Source organism: Mesorhizobium sp. C432A, from assembly GCF_030323145.1.
Taxonomy (GTDB): Bacteria; Pseudomonadota; Alphaproteobacteria; order Rhizobiales; family Rhizobiaceae; genus Mesorhizobium.
The window spans coordinates 515,743-533,940 of record NZ_CP100470.1 but is presented as its reverse complement, the minus strand read 5'-3'; the positions used below and the strand labels follow the sequence as shown (position 1 = coordinate 533,940).

Here is an 18,198-nt window from a genome sequence, read left to right as displayed (position 1 = left end):
TGACGACAGATGGATTTCGACCTTGTTGTGCGCGGCGGAACGCTGCCCGACGGCACCGTCGCCGACCTCGGCATCATCGGCGAGACGATCGTCGCCATCGAGCCCGAACTGCATGTCAGCGCCGGCACGTCGATCGACGCCCGTGGCAATCTGATCTCGCCGCCCTTCGTCGATCCGCATTTCCATATGGATGCCACGCTGTCCTACGGCATTCCACGCATCAACGCTTCGGGTACGCTGCTGGAGGGCATTTCGCTATGGGGCGAGCTGAAGCCGCTCCTGACGCATGACGCGGTTCGCGAGCGGGCGCTCGCCTATTGCGACTGGGCGGTCTCGATGGGCCTGCTCGCCATCCGTACCCATGTCGATGTCTGCGATGACAGGTTGCTCGCGGTCGAGGCGCTGCTCGACGTCAAGAAGATTGTCGCGCCCTATATCGACCTGCAATTGGTCGCCTTCCCGCAGGACGGGTTTTATCGCTCGCCGACGGCGCGCCACAACACCATCCGCGCGCTCGACATGGGCGTCGACATCGTCGGCGGCATCCCGCATTTCGAACGCACCATGGCCGACGGCACGCGCTCGGTGACCGAATTGTGCGAAATCGCGTCGAAGCGCGGGCTGATGGTCGACCTGCATTGCGACGAGACCGACGATCCGCTGTCGCGCCACATCGAGCAGCTTGCCTATGAGACCCACCGCCTTGGCCTTCAGGGCAAGGTGGCCGGCTCGCACCTGACTTCCATGCACTCGATGGACAATTATTACGTCTCCAAGCTCCTGCCGCTGATTGCCGAGGCCGGTGTGTCGGCGATCCCCAATCCGTTGATCAACATCATGCTGCAGGGCCGCCATGACACGTTTCCCAAACGCCGCGGCATGACCCGGGTGAAGGAGATGCAGGCGCTCGGCATCCGCGTCGGCTGGGGCCAGGATTGCGTTCTCGACCCCTGGTATTCGCTCGGCACCGCCGACATGCTCGACGTCGCCTTCATGGGCCTCCACGTCGCTCAGATGTCGAGCCCTGCCGACATGGCGCGCTGCTTCGACATGGTCACCAATGTCAACGCCGCCATCATGGGCCTCGATCATCTCGGCCTTGCCGTGGGCAAGCGCGCCAGCTTCGTCATTCTCGATGCCGGCAACCCGATCGAGGCCTTGAGGTTACGTGCCGAACGGCTGTGCGTCGTCGCCAGGGGCAAGGTGGTGGCCGAGCGCACGAAGCAGGAGACACGGCTGTCGATCGCCGGCCGTCCCGGACAGGTAAACCGGCGGCACAAAACTGCGTAGAAACAGCCGATTTCCGCCGCTGGTCTTACCGATTTGCCTCGTCAAAGCGGCCGCTTGCAGCTAGGGAGCCGCATGGCCCAGTCGCTCGTCCGCACCTTTACCATCAGGAACGTGCTTTTGGCCGGCATCCTTTTGATGCTGGCCGGCGACTTCATGTTCGCGCTGAACGACGCTATGGGCAAATGGCTGGTCGCCAGCTTCTCGGTGGGGCAGGTGGTGCTGATCCGATCGATCGGGGCCTTCATCGTGCTCGGCCCGATGATCGCCAACCAGGGCGCCCGCAGACTGTTCCGGATGGAGCGGCCGGTCCTCCAGATTCTGCGCGTGCTGGCGACCACGGCGGACACGGCGCTGTTCTATGCCGCCGTCGTCTATCTTCCGCTTGCCGACGTGATGAGCTTCTACATGGCCGGGCCGATCTATGTGGCGGCGCTGTCGCATTTCCTGCTCGGCGAAAAGGTCGGCTGGCGCCGCTGGGCCGCCATCCTGGTCGGCTTCTGCGGCGTGCTGATCATCTTGAAACCCTCTTCGGCGGCGTTTTCGCAGTCCTCGCTGTTCGCGCTGGTCGGCAGCATCGCCTTCGCCTTTGCCATCATCCTCAGCCGCCGCCTGCGCGGCACCAGCGACACAACGCTGGTCACCTGGCAGACTATCGGCACGCTGCTGGTCGGCGGCGTGATGACCATAGGCGCCTGGCAGACGCCCTCGGCACTCGATTTCGGCGCCATGCTCCTGCTCGGCATCGTCTCCTGCAGCGCGCATCTGATGATTACCAGGGCGCTGAAACTGGCCCCTGCCTCGACGCTGGCGCCGCTGCACTACAGCCTGCTTCTATGGGCGGTGATCTTCGGCCTGGCCTTCTTCGGCGACGTGCCGGGACCGCGCATCCTGATCGGCTCGGCCATCGTCGTGCTCGCCGGCCTGTTCATCTTCCACCGCCAGAAGGTGGTCGAAACAGTCGTGCCGCCGGAGAACGTGCCGAAAGGCGTGAATTGACCTAACCTTGGCGCACCGCCGCCAGATGCCGTGAAAACTCAGGCGTTTCCATCAGCGCCTTGCAACGGGCGAAGCGGCCGTCGGCATAGGCGCGGAAATCCTCGACCGGGTTGTTGTTGGCAAGCTGGATAAGGCCCCAGAGCGTCCACAACAGGTCGCACATCGCCTTGTAGGTGACGACGCGGCCGCGCTCGGCCGGTTTTGCCTCGCCGCCGAAATAGGCGCGCATCATCTCTTCCTCCTGCGCGGTGTCGAACCGGCCTTCGACCGAGAGGTCGCCGAGGTCCCAGAGCGGGTCGTTCATCCCCGAATATTCCCAGTCGACGATCCACATCCGCTCGCCCGTATCGAGAAAATTCTCGCACAGTGGATCGCAATGGCAGGCGGCAATCGGCAGTCTATGCGCGGCAAGGGACGCACGCACGGTGTCGGATTCGCGCACCACGTCGTGGTAGCCCGGCGGCAAGGCGACTTCCTTGGTCGATAAGACCTTGAGATAGTCGTCGATCATCGCAAACAGCTCGAAGCGGAACGGAAATACCGCACCGGACGTGTGCAGCTTGCGGAAGGCTTCGCCGGCGCGGGCCGGGCTGCCGGCGCGCAGCTTGAACTTTTCCGGCGACATCGTCACGGCGCCGGCAACGAAGCGGCTCGCCAGCACGCCTGTCTCGGGGTCGACATGCAGCACTTCGGGGCTGACGCCGGCTTTGGCCGCCTCACGCGCCGCCACCGCTTCATTGGCGCGGTTGATATATTCCTCGGTGCCTTTGCCGGGGATACGCAGGCAGATAACGCCGGCCCGAAAGACGAGATTGGTCATCCCGCCCAGCCGCTCAAGCGGTCCGTCATAGCCCGCCAATGCCGGAATTGCCGCAAGTGTTGCGCGTGCCTCGTCGGTCCCCATGCCTGTTGCCCCTGGCGTGTTATTTCTTCCGACAACGGTTCCACAGTTTTCGCCGTTTGGCTATCATCCGATCGAGGGTGAGCAGCGAGCTGGCGGAGAAACAGCCATGGCGGGCAACAAGGATCATGGCGGGCTTGGCGCCGCCTATTCGGCGCAACGGCCCGAGGACGTCGCCGCGATCTATGACAGTTGGTCGGAAACCTACGATGCCGACATGTCGGCCGCCGGCTACCGCCATCCGACGATCTGCCTGGCCCTGCTGGCCCGCCATCTGCCGCGCGGCGCCGCACCGCTTCTCGACGCCGGCGCCGGCACCGGGCTGATCGGCGAGTGGCTGGCCATCACCGGCTATCCCCAGGTCGAAGCGCTCGATATTTCGCAAGGCATGCTGTCTAAAGCGGCGGCAAAGGGCGTCTATTCGGCGCTGCATTGCCTGGCGCTCGGCGGGCCACTGCCCTTTGCCGACAATGCCTATGCCGGCATCGTCTCGGCCGGCGTTTTCACCTCCGGCCATGTCGGCGCCGAGGGGCTGGACGAACTGATCCGCGTCTGCCGTCCCGGTGGCGTCATCGTGCTGACCATCAAGAACACGCTGTGGAACGCCGGCTTTGCCGATCGCATCGCTGCGCTCGAGGCTGAGGTCAGGGTCGTTCGTGCCGAGGAGACTGCGCCTTATGTTTCGATGCCGGGCGAGGCTGACACCGTGCCCAGCCGCGGCCTTGTACTCCGTGTGAGCTAATCCAGGTTTCGTCTACGCCTTGATCCTGCTCATCGAAGAATCGTACATCGGTTCGAGATGAATGTTGGCCGGCGTCCGTTCCATCGCGACCACCAGCTCATAGTCCCCTGAGCTGAGAAAATCGTCGCTGACGCCATCGGCGTTGCGGACATAGCCATAGCCGATGTTCTTAGCCAGCGTGTAGCCATAACCGCCGCTGGTGAGATAGCCGACCGGTTCGCCATTGCGCAAAATCGTCTCGCGCCCGACCAGCACGATATCGGGATCGTCGACCGTGAAGCCGGCAAAGCGTTTCTTCAGGTCGGCGCCGCTGATCTTTTCGAGCGCCCGCCGGCCGACGAAATCGGTGTTCTTCCTCAGCTTCACCGCCCAGCCGAGGCCGGCCTCCTGAGGCGTGTCGTTGGGGGTGATGTCGGAGCCCCAGGCGCGGTAGCCTTTCTCCAGCCGAAGTGATTCCAGCGCCCGGTAGCCGATCGGCCGGATGCCGTGCGGCTTGCCTGCCGCCATCAGCGTGTCGAAAATCTCGCCGGTGGCGGCGATCGGCACATGCAATTCCCAACCAAGCTCGCCGACATAGGTGACGCGCAACGCCCGAACCGTATGGCCGGCAGTCGTGATCTCGCGGATATGGCCGAACGGGAAGGCGGCGTTCGAGACATCGGCATCGGTCACGGCAGCCAGAACGTCGCGGGCCCGCGGTCCCATCAGTGACAGCGTGCCGAAATCCTCAGTGACATCTTTCAGCGTCACGTCGAGACCCTTGCCGACATGGTCGCCGATCCAGGGGAGATCATGCGTGCGGAAGCCGGTGCCGGTCACGATGTAGAATTTGTCTTCGGCGAGCCTGGCCACCGTCAAATCGGCCTCGATGCCGCCGCGCGTGTTGAGAAGCTGCGTGTAGGTCAGCCGTCCCACCGGCTTGGCGACATCGTTGGCGCAGATCCAGTCCAGCGCCTTAGCCGCATCCGAACCCGTCATTTCGTATTTGGCGAAGGACGACTGGTCGAAGATGCCGACTTTCTCGCGCACATGGCGATGCTCCTCGCCGACCGGGCCAAACCAGTTCTGCCGGCCCATGGAATAAATGTCTTCGGATGTGGCGCCCTGCGGCGCGAACCAGTTCGGCCGTTCCCAGCCGAGCTTGGAGCCGAACACCGCGCGGTGCGCTTTCAGCCGCTCGTAGAGCGGCGAGACGATGCGCGGCCGGCCCGAGACGTACTCCTCATGCGGAAAGCCGATCGTGTAATGCTTGCCATAGGCTTCCAGCGTGCGATCGCTGACCCATTGCCGGTCGCGGTGCAAATTGGAAAAGCGCCTGATGTCGACCACCCAAAGGTCGAGCGGCGCTTCACCATCGACAACCCATTGCGCCAGCACCCAGCCGGCGCCGCCGCCGGAAGCGATGCCGAAGGCGTTGAAGCCGGCGCCGACGAACATGTTGGCGCATTCGGGCGCGACACCGAGGATGAAATTGCCGTCCGGCGTAAAACTCTCCGGCCCGTTGATCATCTGCTTGACGCCGACCGTCTCCAGCGCCGGCACGCGCGCGATCGCCTGGCTCATATGCTGTTCGAAATGATCGTAGTCGTCGTCGAACAGGCGGAACTCCCAGTCATCGGGGACATCGCCGCCGGGCAGGCCGGTCGCCCAGGCCTGCGGGTTCGGCTCATAGCCGCCCATCACCAGCCCGCCGACCTCTTCCTTGAAATAGGTGCGGCGGTCGGGATCGCGGATTGTCGGCGCGTCGGTCGCCAGCCCGTCGATCTTCTCGGTGATGATGTACTGGTGCTTGACCGGTTGCAGCGGCACGCAAATGCCGGCCATCGCGCCGACCTGGCGTGACCATTGCCCGGCGCAGTTCACCACCTTGTCGCAAGCAATGTCGCCCTTGTTGGTCTTCACCGCGGTGATGTGCCCGTCCGTCATGTCAAAGCCGGTAACGCGGACGTCCTCGAACAGCTTGGCGCCATGCATGCGCGCGCCCTTGGCCAGCGACTGCGTGATGTCGGAGGGGCTGGCCTGCCCATCGGTCGGCAGCCAGGAGGCGCCGACGAGGTCGCCGGTCTCCAGCAGCGGCCACATCTTTTTGACCTCCCCCGGCGACAGCAACTGCATGTCCATGCCGAAGCTCCTGGCCGTCGTCGCCAGCCGTTTATATTCGGTCCAGCGGTCGGCATTGGTCGCAAGCCTGAGGCACCCGGTCATCTTCCAGCCGGTAGCGAGCCCGGTTTCGGCTTCCAGTCCCTTGTAGAGCTCGACCGAATATTTGAGCACGCGGGTGATCGAGGCCGACGAGCGCAACTGGCCGACCAGCCCGGCCGCATGCCAGGTCGAACCCGAGGTCAGCTTGCCCTGTTCCAGCAGCACGACATCGGCCTTGTGGTCGCGCGCCAGGTGATAGGCCGTCGAACAGCCGATAATGCCGCCGCCGATGACGACGATGCCGGCATGTATAGGCAATGTCATGACTGTGTCCCGTACTTCGTGCGGTAATTGTCCAGCGCCGCGTCGAGCCGCGTCAGGTTCTCCGCGGTGTAGGCGACGTAGTCGATGCCGGGCGCGTCGAGGTAAAGTTCGGAAACCATGCTCCACATCGCCTCGCGCAGCAGCGAGGCGCATTGCATGGCCGCGTGCGAGCGGCGGATCGCCTCATCCGGCTCGCGCATGAAATACGCCGTGAGGAAAGTGAAGGACTCCGCGTCGCTCATCTCGGCGTTGGAGGCAACGCCGGCAAGATCGAACATCGCGGTGTTGAAACCGGCATATTCGAAATCGATGAGCCACAACCTGTCGCCATCGTCGAGAATATTTGCCGGCAAAAGATCATTGTGGCCGAAGACGATCGGCAGCAGTTTCTGGGCCCGCTCCAACTCGTCGGCCAGAGCCAGCAGCCTGGGCAGCTCGTCGCGCTTGCGGCTGCCGCCTTCGCTCAGCGTTCGCGCATAGTCGCGGATGACATGGAAGACCCAGAACATGAAGCCGGCGCCGGAGATGTGATTGGGCATCTCGCGATGGAACCCGCGCATAAGCGCTGCGACGCGGCCGATATTGGCGCGCACATCCTCGGCGACATAGGTCTTCGCGCCGAGGAATTCCGTGACCATGATGCCGGGTTCGGAATGGCGGACCGCCGGCGCGAAGCCTGCGGCGTGCGCCGCGCGGGCCGTCATCACCTCGCGGTCGCGAAAGACGTGGTGAAATGGATAGTCCTGGCCGAAGCGCACGACATGCCGCCCGGCCGCGTCCTTGACCAGATAGTTGGCGTTGCTGAGGCCGCCCGGCAGCGGCGCAATGTCGATGCTGCCATTCCAGCAAGGCAAGGCCCGGATGCGGTCTTCAGCAGTCACGGGGCCATCCCTGACTTTTGCGGAGCTTTCCTGGGCGCCATGCGCCGCGCAACGAGCGTTGGGAAACGCAAAAAATCTCGTCGGTGCGGGACGCAGGAACTCCTATCCCGCGCCGCACCGACGAGCCCCTCTGGCCAGGTTTTGATACCCGGTCTCCGCCCCCGCGGATTTGAGAAACTTTTGTGCCAGTTCAAACCCAGACGGTCTGGCCAGACGGTCCGGTCCGTGAATTGCGGCTCTGCCATCACCCTCCCGTGGCAGTTCCGAAGCTGTCACGCCGTCAATGTCACGCCAGTGCTACCTAACTGTCAATGAAATGTTGTGACTTTTTTTGGGTGTTTTGCCCGAAACCACGAGCAATTCCTTTAAAAACGGCGGCATTGCCCTAAAACCGGGCAGGCCGCAAATTCAGGAAGCCAGATGATCCATTCGAAACGGCATGGCGAAATCCTCCGCCTCCTCAAGGAAGAGGGCACCGTCACCATTGCCAGCCTCGCCGACCGGCTGGGGGTTTCGCTTGAAACGGTGCGCCGGGATGTCAAGCCTTTGACCGGCAATGGCTCGGTGCTCAAGATGCATGGCGCCATCGGCCTGCCGTCGATGGCCGGCGAAGCGCCGTTCGAGCGGCGCATGCGCGACAATGCGGAGGCCAAGCGGCTGATCGCCCGCATGGTCGCTGCCACCATTCGCGACGGTGAATCGGTCATGCTGGACACCGGCACCACGACCTCGTTCCTGGCCCGCGAACTGCTCGGCCACCGGCGGCTGACGGTGGTCACCAATTCATCCGACATCGCCCGCACGCTGGCCACCGTCAACGGCAACAAGGTCTATATGGCCGGCGGCGAATTGCGCAGCGATTCCGGAGCCGCCTTCGGCGCCTCGGCGATCGATTTCGTCAGCCGCTTCTCGGTCAGCCATGCGGTGATTTCGATCGGCGCCGTCGATGCCGCCGCAGGCCTTGCCGACTACGATCTGGAAGAGGCGGAGTTCGCCCGCATGGTGCTGTCGCGCGGCCAGCGCTCGCTGGTCATCACCGACCACACCAAGTTCGGTCGCCAGGGTCTAGTCCAGGTCTGCGGCTTCGACGGTTTTTCCGAACTCGCCACCGACCAGCCGCCGCCGCGCGACATTGCCTCGGCACTTGCCGAGGCTGGAGCGCGCCTCAGCATCGCTGCGGCCTAGCCAAACACCAGCGACTGGCGCGCCGCGATCCCGGCCCATGCCGCTACCCGATACCACGAAGGCGATGTTGTGCATCATGCGAGCCGCGTCGCCGGCCGCATAAGATGTCGTTCTGGTGAAAAATTGTTTTTCAATCATCCCGCTGTTCGCAATGTCCATGCAACTTGGCAGCCGCAAACAGCGCCTCGTCGAAATGCGGGCCGGGCGAATCGCCCGCATCAGCAATGAGGTCACCATGCTGCAAACGATGCCTTGTCTTTCCTCATGGCCTGGACGCTTGCGCGCTCCGACCTGGAAGCGGACCCGGCTTGGCCGGACATTCCGCAACTTTCCGCCAGCGACAGTGTATGACGGTGTATAAGGTGTCCAGGATCAAGAACCTCAAAACCTATGACTGGCGCTTCGCATGACTGATCCACTGTCGGCGATCCTGGGGTTCGGCCTGCTCGGCGTCGCCTGCCTCGCCTTCACAGAAAAGATCCTGCCGCTGCCGCCCTCGCATGTGCTGCTGCTGTTCCTCGGCATGACGGCAGCCTCCGATCTCCTGGCGCTGGCGATTCTGCTCCTGGTGACGACGCTGTCCGCCATCACAGGCTGCCTTGTCTGGTATAGTGTGGGCCGTAGGATTGGATTGGATCGTGCCGACAGGCTGGTCGAGCGTTTCGGCAAATATGTCTGCTTGCGCTATGCGACCTACAGCAAGCTTGGTCAGGCCTATCGCCGCCATCATGTTCGGGTCTCCTTGCTGGCGCAGTTCATCCCGACGGTTCGCAACTATCTGCCGATCGCGGCCGGCGCGCTCCGTCTGCCACTCTTGCCCTTCGCGGCGGCGACGCTGCTCGGCGCCACGCTATGGAACACCGGCTTCCTCGTCACCGGCTACCTTATGCGCGGCAGCGGCCGGGATTCCTATGCCATCGGCTTTCGCATCATCGTCATCGTTTTGGCGCTGGAGACGGCTTTTATGCTCGCGCTTCGCTACGGTCCTGCCTGCCGGCGGCGCCTCGGCTTCGGCTGACAGGAGGCGCCTCAAGCCGTACGGGTAAAAGGCTCGCCTTCGGCTTTCCTTCCCCGTCGCGCCGGTGTTTAGTCCGGCCATGGCTTTCACCATCCGTCAGCTGCAGTTCTTCATTGCCGTCGCCGAGCAAGGCACGGTGTCGGGCGCCGCACAAAACCTCTCCATCTCGCAATCCTCGGTCACCGAGGCGATCAAGGAGCTGGAGAGCGATCTCGGCGTCGAATTGTTCGAGCGCCATCCGCGTGGCCTCAACATTACCCACAAAGGCCACCAGTTCCTGCGCCATGCGACCAAGATCCTGGCCGACGTCTCCGACGCGCGCCGCGCTTTTTCCGACGACCAGGTGGTGGCCGGCGGGCGGCTGCAGCTCGGCGTCACCTCGCTGGTCGCGGGCTATGTGCTGTCCGATCTGCTGGCGCGCTACCGCCGCGCCTATCCCGGCGTCGATGTCTCGGCCATCGAGGACAATGGCGACTATCTCGAACATCTGCTGATCGGCGGCAAGCTCGACATTGCCGTCATGGTCACCTCCAATTTGCGCGACCGCACCGCGCTGCAGTCGGAAATCCTCGAGGTCTCGGCCTACCGGCTGTGGGTCCCGCTCGGCCACAAGCTGGCCAGCGCCGACATTATCGGCATAGGCGACATTGCCGGCGAGCCGCTGATCATGCTGACCGTCGACGAGATCGAGGAGAACACCGGCAAGCTTCTGGCGGCGATCGGCGCCAGGCCGCATGTCGCCTTTCGCACCCGCTCGGTCGAAGCCGTTCGCAGCCTCGTCGCCACAGGTGCGGGCGTGGCGTTGCTGCCCGACCTAGTCTACCGGCCGTGGTCGCTGGAAGGCGACCGCATCGAATCGCGCGACATTTCGGGTTCCCTGCCGGTCGTCCAGGTCGGCATGGTCTGGCGCCGCGGCTCCGGTCTGCCGCAGGCGTCGCGCGACTTCATCGGCCTTGCCCAGTCGCAGCGTATGGTACGCCAGCAGCGTTGATAGGGTGCGTGGTTATCTATCGGAAAAACCGATATCGCGTTTCTGATAAATGAATTTGCGAAACCGGAATTTTCCGAGCACTTTTGATGTCAGGGACGAAAGCCGCCATCAGAGCGGCAACGTGCCATCGGATGAACTGACGCTTTTCAGCCTGCGGCTGACCGCGGCGGCGACTCGCTTCGCAGTCAGGCGCCAAAATGGGAGATTGACGATGAATTCATTCCTGAAGACGTGCACCGCCTTGACGGTCGCGCTGACCTTTTCCGGTCAGGCCGTCGCCCAGGTCAAGGAACTTGGCAAGGGCGAAGGGGAGGTCAGCATCGTTGCCTGGCCGGGGTACATCGAGCGCGGCGAAACCGACAAGGGCTATGACTGGGTGACCTCCTTCGAGAAGGAGAGCGGCTGCAAGGTCAACGTCAAGACCGCCAACACCTCCGACGAGATGGTCTCGCTGATGAATGAGGGTGGGTTCGATCTAGTCACCGCTTCGGGTGACGCATCGCTGCGCCTCGTTGCCGGCAAGCGCGTGCAGCCGATCAACACCGATCTCATCCCGAGCTGGAAGGCGGTAGACGACCGTCTGAAGGATGCGCCCTGGTTCACCGTCGACAAGGTGCATTACGGCGTTCCCTATCAGTGGGGCCCGAACATCCTGATGTACAACACCGATGTCTTCAAGGAAGCGCCCAAGAGCTGGAACGTCGTCTTCGAGGAAATGAACCTGCCGGACGGCAAGTCCAACAAGGGCCGCGTCCAGGCCTATGACGGCCCGATCCACATCGCCGACGCCGCCAACTATTTGATGTTCCACAAGCCGGAACTCGGCATCAAGGACCCGTACGAACTGAACGAAGACCAGTACAAGGCAGCGCTCGAGCTGCTGCGTGTTCAGCGGACGCTGGTCGGCCGCTACTGGCATGACGCCGCCATCCAGGTCGACGACTTCCAGAACGAAGGCGTCGTCGCTTCCGGTTCGTGGCCTTACCAGGTCAACACGCTGGTTGCCGCCAAGAAGCCGGTCGCCTCGACCGTGCCGGAAGAAGGCGTCACCGGCTGGGCCGACACCACCATGATGGAGGCCGACGCCGCGCATCCCAACTGCGCCTATATGTGGCTTGAGCATTCGCTGTCGCCCAAGGTGCAAGGCGATGTCTCGGCCTGGTTCGGCTCGCTCCCCGTGGTGCCCGCTGCCTGCAAGGCCAACGAGCTGCTCGGCGAGGAAGGCTGCAAGACCAACGGCTACGAGAACTTCGACAAGATCAAGTTCTGGAAGACGCCGGTCTCGAAGTGCGCCACCCAGAACGACCACTGCGTGCCCTACTACCGCTGGGTGTCCGACTATATCGGCGTCATCGGCGGGCGGTGAGCTCCCTTAACCCTCCCCCTTGTGGGGAGGGTCGACGCGCAGCGTCGGGGTGGGGGCAACGCTGACGTCCGGTGCTAGTCACCCCACCCGCGGCTTCGCCGCGACCTCCCCGATCGAGGGGGAGGTGAAGTGCCGTGCCCGCTGGCCTGATTGGTGGCGGCAAGAGCTATTTCGACGAACACAAACCGGCAACAGACGGACAGCCCATGACATCGGCCGTTTCCTTCCAGAAAGTCTCTCGCCATTTCGGCAGCGTGCGCGCCGTCGATGCGGTCGATCTCGATATCGTGCCGGGCGAGTTCTTCGCCATGCTCGGTCCGTCGGGGTCCGGCAAGACGACCTGCCTGCGCCTCATCGCCGGCTTCGAGCAGCCGACCTCGGGCTCGATCTCGATCTTCGGCGACCGCGCCGAGGGCGTGCCGCCCTATCGCCGCAACGTCAACACGGTGTTCCAGGACTACGCGCTGTTCCCGCATTTGAACGTGCTGGACAATGTCGCCTACGGGCTGATGGTCAAGGGCATCGCCAAGCCGCAGCGGCAGAAGGCGGCGGAAGAGGCATTGTCACTGGTGCGGCTTCCCGGCTATGGCGCCCGCCGTCCCGGCCAGCTCTCCGGCGGCCAGCGCCAGCGCGTGGCGCTGGCCCGTGCGCTGGTCAACCAGCCCAAGGTGCTTCTGCTCGACGAGCCGCTCGGCGCGCTCGATCTCAAACTGCGCGAGAACATGCAGGAAGAGCTGAAGTCGCTGCAGAAGGCGCTCGGCATCACCTTCGTCTTCGTCACCCACGACCAGGGCGAAGCGCTGTCGATGGCCGACCGCGTCGCCGTCTTCAATGACGGCAAGATCATGCAGATCGGCACGCCGGAAGACATCTACCAGCGGCCGAAGACCCGCTTCGTCGCCGATTTCGTCGGCTCCTCCAATGTGTTGCCGCCGGATTTCGTCCAGCGTTATTCCGGCCAGGACCGCTGGGGCAGCTTGCGCCCCGAATCGATCCGCATCGGCAGCATTGCGAAAGGCGAAGGGGTTGCCGCGCGCCTGGTCGGAACCAACTATCTCGGCGCCACGACCAGGCTGGCGCTCGACGCCGACGGCTTGAGGCTGCACGCCATCGTGCCGGCCGGGACAAAGCTGCCGGCGGAAGGCGAAGCGGTGGTGCTGACGTTCAACCGCGAGCATTTGCATTTGATGGACGAGCCGGCATGATTGAGGTTTGCGCCAAGCACCCCCCTCTGTCCTGCCGGACATCTCCCCCTCAAGCGGGGAGATTGGCTGTTCCTCCCGGTTTCGCCAATCTTCAACGTTGGGGATTTGGCGAGGCAGCGAAACTGCTGATCTCCCCCCTTGAGGGGGAGATGTCCGGCAGGACAGAGGGGGGTGTGAAGGAACCCGGCTTCTCAGGGTTCCTTCAGCACGCGGTCTCCCCATGACCATCGCCGCGCTCAACTCAACCTCCGCCCCCGCCATCCTGCCCGGCAGCGGCGGCGTGCGCGGTGCGCTGTCCGACCTGTTCTGGCGCAAGCCGCAACTGCTGCTGTTCCTCATGTTGGCGCCGCCGGTGCTGTGGCTCGGCGTCGTCTATATCGGTTCGCTGTTCGCGCTCTTGGCACAGAGTTTCTTCTCGATCGACGAATTTTCCGGCCTCATCAACCATGAGTTCACGCTGAAGACCTATGGCGACCTGTTCCAGCCCGCCAATCTCGACATCATCCTGCGCACGGTGACGATGGCGGTGCTGGTCACGCTGGCCTCCGCCGCCATCGCCTTCCCGATCGCCTATTATGCGGCGCGCTATGCCCGGGGCCGGTGGAAGGCGCTGTTTTATCTCGGAATCATGCTGCCGCTGTGGTCGAGCTACCTCGTCAAGATCTACGCCTGGAAGTTGATCCTCGCCAAGGAAGGCATTCTGACCTGGCTGCTGGCCAAATTGCATCTGCTCTGGGTGCTCGACGGCTGGCTGTCGCTGCCGGTCGTCGGCGGCAATTCCCTGTCGGTCTCCGCCACCGGAACCTTCATCGCCTTCGTCTATGTCTGGCTGCCGTTCATGATCCTGCCGGTGCAGGCGGCATTGGAGCGCGTGCCCGGCAATCTGGTCGAGGCGTCCTCCGATCTCGGGGCGTCGCCGGGCCAGACCTTCCGCAACGTGCTGTTCCCGCTGGCGCTGCCCGGCATCGTCGCCGGCTCGATCTTCACCTTCTCGCTGACGCTGGGCGACTACATCATCCCGCAGATCATCGGCACGTCGCGGCTGTTTATCGGCCAGGCCGTCTATTCGCAGCAGGGCACAGCCGGCAACATCCCGCTCGCCGCCGCCTTCACCGTCGTGCCCATCGTCATCATGGGTTTCTATCTCTGGGGCGCCAAGCGCATGGGGGCCTTCGATGCGCTCTGACGGTTCGCAATCCGCCCCGCTCGGCCTCAAGATCGCAGCCGCTTGCGGCCTGCTCTTCCTGCACCTGCCGATCCTGCTGATCTTCGTCTATGCCTTCACCACGGAAGAGAAGAGCTTCGTCTGGCCGCCGCCGGGGCTGACCACACAATGGTTCGCCGCCACCTGGAACCGGCCGGATGTCTGGCAGGCGCTGTCGCTTTCGGTCCGTGTCGCCGCCATCTCGACCGCGATTGCCTTGATACTGGGCACGCTGTGCGCCGCCGCCGTGTCACGGACGAAATTCTTCGGCCGCGAGACGATCTCGCTGCTCGTCATCCTGCCGATCGCGCTGCCCGGCATCATCACCGGCATCGCGTTGCGCTCGGCCTTCTCGCTAGCCGACATCCCGTTCTCGTTCTGGACGATCGTGCTCGGCCACGCCACCTTCTGCGTTGTCGTCGTCTACAACAATGCGGTCGCCCGTTTCCGCCGCACTTCCGGCTCAATGATCGAGGCCTCGATGGATCTCGGCGCCGACGGCTTCCAGACCTTCCGGCACGTCGTGCTGCCCAACATCGCCACCGCTCTGCTTGCCGGGGGGATGCTCGCCTTCGCGCTCTCCTTCGACGAGGTCATCGTCACCACCTTCACCGCCGGCCAGCAGCAGACCGTGCCGATCTGGATGCTGGAAGAGCTGATCCGCCCACGCCAGCGTCCGGTCACCAATGTCGTCGCCATGGTCGTGGTGCTGGTGACGCTGCTGCCCATCCTTGCCGCCTATTACCTGACCCGCGACGGCGACCAGATCGCCGGTTCGGGCAAATGAAGAACAGCGAATAGGGAGTAGCGAATAGCGAATAGGGAGATTGCACGACCAGCCCTGTTCGCTACTCGCTATTCGCTACTCGCTCCTGACCAAGGAGAACCCGCATGGACACCCAGATGCTGATCGGCTCGAAGTTCGAGAACGGCACCGACACCGAGGAGCCGATTCTGAATCCAAAGACCGGGGCGACCATTCTCAACCTGCCTGAAGCCAGCCAGGCGCAGATCGAGGCGGCTGTTACTGCCGCCGGGCGAGCGTTCGTCTTGTGGTCACGCACAACGCCGGCGCAGCGCTCCGGCTATCTCCTCAAGATCGCCGACCGCATCGAGGCCAACGCGCGGGAGTTCGCGGCGCTCGAGGCGCTGAATTGCGGCAAGCCGATCAACGCGGTGCTCAATGACGAAATCCCGGCGATCGTCGACTGCTACCGCTTCTTTGCCGGCGCGGTACGTTCGATGCCGGGCGTGGTCGCCGGCGAATATCTGCCCGGCCACACCTCGATGGTGCGGCGCGACCCGATCGGCATCGTCGCTTCCATCGCGCCGTGGAACTATCCACTGATGATGATGGCCTGGAAGCTGGCGCCGGCCATTGCCGGCGGCAACACCGTCGTCTTCAAGCCGTCGGAGCAGACGCCGCTGACGGCGCTGAAGCTGGCCAGGATCCTGGCCGAGGTGCTGCCCGAGGGCGTCGTCAATGTCGTGCTCGGCCGCGGCGACAGCGTCGGCAACACGCTGATCAATCACGCCAAGGTCAACATGATTTCGATCACCGGCGACGTCGCCACGGGCAAGAAGGTGCTGCAGGCCGCCGCCAAGTCGGTCAAGCGCACGCATCTGGAACTCGGCGGCAAGGCGCCGGTCATCGTTTTCGACGATGCCGACCTCGGCGCCGTGGTCAACGGCCTGCGCGCTTTCGGCTACTACAATGCCGGGCAGGATTGTACAGCCGCCTGCCGCATCTATGCCGGCAAGAAGATCTACGACAAGCTCGTCGCCGATCTCTCATCTGCCGTCTCGACCATCAAATACAACCAGCCCGACGACACCGAAAACGAGATCGGGCCGCTGATCTCGCGCCGCCAGCGCGATCGAGTCTCGAGCTTCGTCGAGCGCGCTTCGGAACTGAAGCACATCGAGATCACCACCGGCGGCAAGCCGGGCGAAGGCTCCGGCTTCTATTACCAGCCGACGGTGGTTGCCGGCGCGCTGCAGGAAGACGAGATCGTGCGCCGCGAAGTGTTCGGCCCGGTCGTTTCCATCACCCGCTTCTCCGAAGTCGATGAAGCCGTGAACTGGGCCAATGACAGCGACTACGGCCTGGCATCCTCGGTGTGGACCAAGAACGTCTCGCGCGCCATGGCGACGGCCGCCCGTCTGCAATATGGCTGCACCTGGATCAACACCCATTTCATGCTGACCAACGAGATGCCGCATGGCGGGCTGAAGCAGTCTGGCTACGGCAAGGACATGTCTCTCTATGCGCTGGAGGATTATACCGCCGTTCGTCATGTGATGGTGGCGCATGGGTAGAGGCCGCCACTATCTCTAAAATATTCGCCAACCCGTTTTCTGTACATTAAGCGAGAGTTACTTTTGCGGTACGGCGGGAGTTCACGATTTACTGAATATTCAACCTGAACGAGCAGCCTCTTGCCGGGAAACCGCGCGGCGAGGGGTTTGCGCATGAACACGACCAAGATCAAGCTGGTACTCATTGGCGGCTTCTGTCTGCTGATCGCTGTGTTCGGCGGCAAGGACATGATCAAGAAGAGCGGCTGGCCCGAGGCGCCTGCTGAAATCCTCGCGGTCAATGTCGAATGCGACATGGAATCGACCGCCCACAAGATTGTCTACAAGACCGTCAGCACCGCCACGATGCCGTGCGAACTGGTGGATGCGTTCAAGACGGTTCATGCTGACAAAGAGTGGAAGGTGACCCAGAAATTCACCGGCACCTTGCGCGTCGGCACCGGCGCCGACGCCGTCGAGGCCACGATGGAGCTGAACAAGAACGGTGCCCGCGAACCGCAGGTCGGCGACAAGCTCACCGTCGTCCAGAACCCCGCCAACCCCACCCAGATCGAACGCACCGGCATGACCGGCACGCGTTTGACGATCGTCATTGGGGCTGGACTGCTCGGCGCGTTGCTTCTCTATCTTGCTTTCAAACCCCGCCGGCGGATGTCGAGCTCCGCCGTGGCGGGCAACCCTGCCGGAGATGCCGGCGCGGACCAGCGCGCGCGCCAGGCCGACGCCTTGATAGCGGCGGCCCTGGCCAAGCAGGCCACATTGCCCAATCAGCCGGCACGTGTCGCGGCTGCCGGATCGGCCAGGGAAGGGCGGTTTTCCGGGCAGCGGACGAGTTTCGGCCGCCGCAACTGATGGCCGAAAACTGCTGCACCTGCCACGGCTACTCCACGATGCGGTAGATGTTCCAAAGGCTGGTGCCTGAAACGACGTAGGGCTCCATCTCCTTGCCCCATTTGGCGTGCGCGTCGATCTTGCCGATCCTCGCGAAGAATCCCTCCAGCTGGGCAAGGCTTTCGACCTGATGATGCGATTCGACCGTCGCTTCCCGAGCTCCGACCGAACCGGTCATGATCTGGAACTCGAGATCGGCAATGCCGACCTGAGAGCCGATCTCGCGTTCCCATTTCTTCAACAGGTCGAGCACGGTCTGCTTGTGCCCGAACTTGGCGTCGATCTGCCATCTGGCGCTGAACATTTTTGTCTCCTCCAGTTTTGCGGCCCAAACCGCGGTTGATCTTTCCGCGGTGGAACTACTCGTCCCAGGCCTGCACGACGGTCTGTCGTGCAATCCGCCCATTCTTCAGCTCCAGCATCGCCGCGCAGAACACTTTCGTTCCGTCCGGATAGGCGCAGGCCTGGGTGAAGGCGAGATTGTCGCCATCGGCGATGGTGGTGTCGACCTTGTGGGTCATCGCCCGGCTGCAGATGTCGTCCCAGAAGGTGCTGATCGCCGCCCGGCCGCGGATCTCGCGCGGCTTGCTCGGCGGATTGTTGCGGTCGATCACCCGCACCAGTGCGTCGTCGGCATAGAAGCTAGCGAGCATCCTGCCGTCCCGTCCTTCGATCGCTTTCTTGATCGCCGCGCCGTCCACGCTCTGCGTCTTGGTCAGCATCTTCTCCTCCATGGCCCGTTG

General features: G+C 63.5%; 17 protein-coding genes. 12 read left to right on the top strand and 5 right to left on the bottom strand.

What is annotated here, in order from left to right; all coding sequences use genetic code 11:
* The first annotated feature begins 9 nt into the window (after positions 1 to 9).
* Together NLY33_RS02430 and NLY33_RS02425 are read left to right on the top strand one after the other, a co-directional pair.
* Positions 10 to 1,290, top strand: a complete 1,281-nt coding sequence (locus tag NLY33_RS02430) for an amidohydrolase family protein (RefSeq protein ID WP_023698914.1) — start codon at positions 10 to 12, stop codon at positions 1,288 to 1,290.
* Between the two features lie 72 nt (positions 1,291 to 1,362).
* Positions 1,363 to 2,286 carry a DMT family transporter gene (locus NLY33_RS02425; RefSeq protein ID WP_023703535.1) on the top strand — a complete coding sequence of 308 codons (924 nt, stop codon included), beginning with the start codon at positions 1,363 to 1,365 and terminating at the stop codon, positions 2,284 to 2,286.
* Position 2,287: 1 nt separating this feature from the next.
* On the opposite strand, the gene NLY33_RS02420 is transcribed toward NLY33_RS02425, so the two are convergent.
* The gene (locus tag NLY33_RS02420; RefSeq protein ID WP_023703534.1) at positions 2,288 to 3,190 is read right to left on the bottom strand and encodes a phosphotransferase family protein; all 903 of its coding nucleotides are present in this window, start codon (positions 3,188 to 3,190) and stop codon (positions 2,288 to 2,290) included.
* Between the two features lie 106 nt (positions 3,191 to 3,296).
* On the opposite strand from NLY33_RS02420, the gene NLY33_RS02415 reads away from it, so the two are divergent.
* On the top strand, positions 3,297 to 3,929 hold the full coding sequence (locus tag NLY33_RS02415; protein WP_023703533.1) for a class I SAM-dependent DNA methyltransferase: 633 nt from the start codon (positions 3,297 to 3,299) through the stop codon (positions 3,927 to 3,929).
* Between the two features lie 12 nt (positions 3,930 to 3,941).
* Here NLY33_RS02415 and NLY33_RS02410 read toward each other — a convergent pair whose 3' ends face one another.
* The gene (locus NLY33_RS02410) at positions 3,942 to 6,395 is read right to left on the bottom strand and encodes a GcvT family protein (RefSeq protein WP_023703532.1); all 2,454 of its coding nucleotides are present in this window, start codon (positions 6,393 to 6,395) and stop codon (positions 3,942 to 3,944) included.
* The gene (locus NLY33_RS02405; protein ID WP_023703531.1) at positions 6,392 to 7,276 is read right to left on the bottom strand and encodes a phosphotransferase family protein; all 885 of its coding nucleotides are present in this window, start codon (positions 7,274 to 7,276) and stop codon (positions 6,392 to 6,394) included. Before NLY33_RS02405 ends, NLY33_RS02410 begins: the two co-directional genes overlap by 4 nt.
* Before the next feature lie 420 nt (positions 7,277 to 7,696).
* On the opposite strand from NLY33_RS02405, the gene NLY33_RS02400 reads away from it, so the two are divergent.
* The 9 genes from NLY33_RS02400 to NLY33_RS02360 all read left to right on the top strand — a co-directional run bounded on the left by NLY33_RS02400 (position 7,697) and on the right by NLY33_RS02360 (position 17,416).
* The gene (locus NLY33_RS02400; RefSeq protein ID WP_023685103.1) at positions 7,697 to 8,461 is read left to right on the top strand and encodes a DeoR/GlpR family DNA-binding transcription regulator; all 765 of its coding nucleotides are present in this window, start codon (positions 7,697 to 7,699) and stop codon (positions 8,459 to 8,461) included.
* Positions 8,462 to 8,867: 406 nt separating this feature from the next.
* Positions 8,868 to 9,479: a DedA family protein gene (locus tag NLY33_RS02395; protein ID WP_023685101.1), complete on the top strand. Its 612-nt coding sequence runs from the start codon at positions 8,868 to 8,870 to the stop codon at positions 9,477 to 9,479.
* A gap of 79 nt (positions 9,480 to 9,558) precedes the next feature.
* Positions 9,559 to 10,470 carry a LysR family transcriptional regulator gene (locus tag NLY33_RS02390; protein ID WP_023673412.1) on the top strand — a complete coding sequence of 304 codons (912 nt, stop codon included), beginning with the start codon at positions 9,559 to 9,561 and terminating at the stop codon, positions 10,468 to 10,470.
* Positions 10,471 to 10,681: 211 nt separating this feature from the next.
* Positions 10,682 to 11,836, top strand: a complete 1,155-nt coding sequence (locus NLY33_RS02385; protein WP_023703529.1) for an ABC transporter substrate-binding protein — start codon at positions 10,682 to 10,684, stop codon at positions 11,834 to 11,836.
* A 206-nt stretch (positions 11,837 to 12,042) separates the two neighbouring features.
* Positions 12,043 to 13,041, top strand: a complete 999-nt coding sequence (locus tag NLY33_RS02380) for an ABC transporter ATP-binding protein (protein ID WP_023703528.1) — start codon at positions 12,043 to 12,045, stop codon at positions 13,039 to 13,041.
* A gap of 220 nt (positions 13,042 to 13,261) precedes the next feature.
* A complete protein-coding gene (locus NLY33_RS02375; RefSeq protein WP_023692630.1) occupies positions 13,262 to 14,227 on the top strand; it encodes an ABC transporter permease in 966 nt (321 codons plus the stop codon).
* A complete protein-coding gene (locus NLY33_RS02370) occupies positions 14,217 to 15,032 on the top strand; it encodes an ABC transporter permease (protein WP_023703527.1) in 816 nt (271 codons plus the stop codon). Before NLY33_RS02375 ends, NLY33_RS02370 begins: the two co-directional genes overlap by 11 nt.
* 104 nt (positions 15,033 to 15,136) lie before the next feature.
* A complete protein-coding gene (locus tag NLY33_RS02365) occupies positions 15,137 to 16,564 on the top strand; it encodes a gamma-aminobutyraldehyde dehydrogenase (protein WP_023703526.1) in 1,428 nt (475 codons plus the stop codon).
* Positions 16,565 to 16,717: 153 nt separating this feature from the next.
* Positions 16,718 to 17,416 (top strand): DUF3592 domain-containing protein, encoded by a 699-nt coding sequence (locus NLY33_RS02360; protein ID WP_023708199.1) that lies wholly within the window; start codon positions 16,718 to 16,720, stop codon positions 17,414 to 17,416.
* 28 nt (positions 17,417 to 17,444) lie between these two features.
* On the opposite strand, the gene NLY33_RS02355 is transcribed toward NLY33_RS02360, so the two are convergent.
* A complete protein-coding gene (locus tag NLY33_RS02355) occupies positions 17,445 to 17,759 on the bottom strand; it encodes a hypothetical protein (protein WP_023738143.1) in 315 nt (104 codons plus the stop codon).
* A gap of 55 nt (positions 17,760 to 17,814) precedes the next feature.
* Positions 17,815 to 18,177, bottom strand: a complete 363-nt coding sequence (locus NLY33_RS02350; protein WP_023688799.1) for a nuclear transport factor 2 family protein — start codon at positions 18,175 to 18,177, stop codon at positions 17,815 to 17,817.
* Between the last annotated feature and the right edge of the window lie 21 nt (positions 18,178 to 18,198).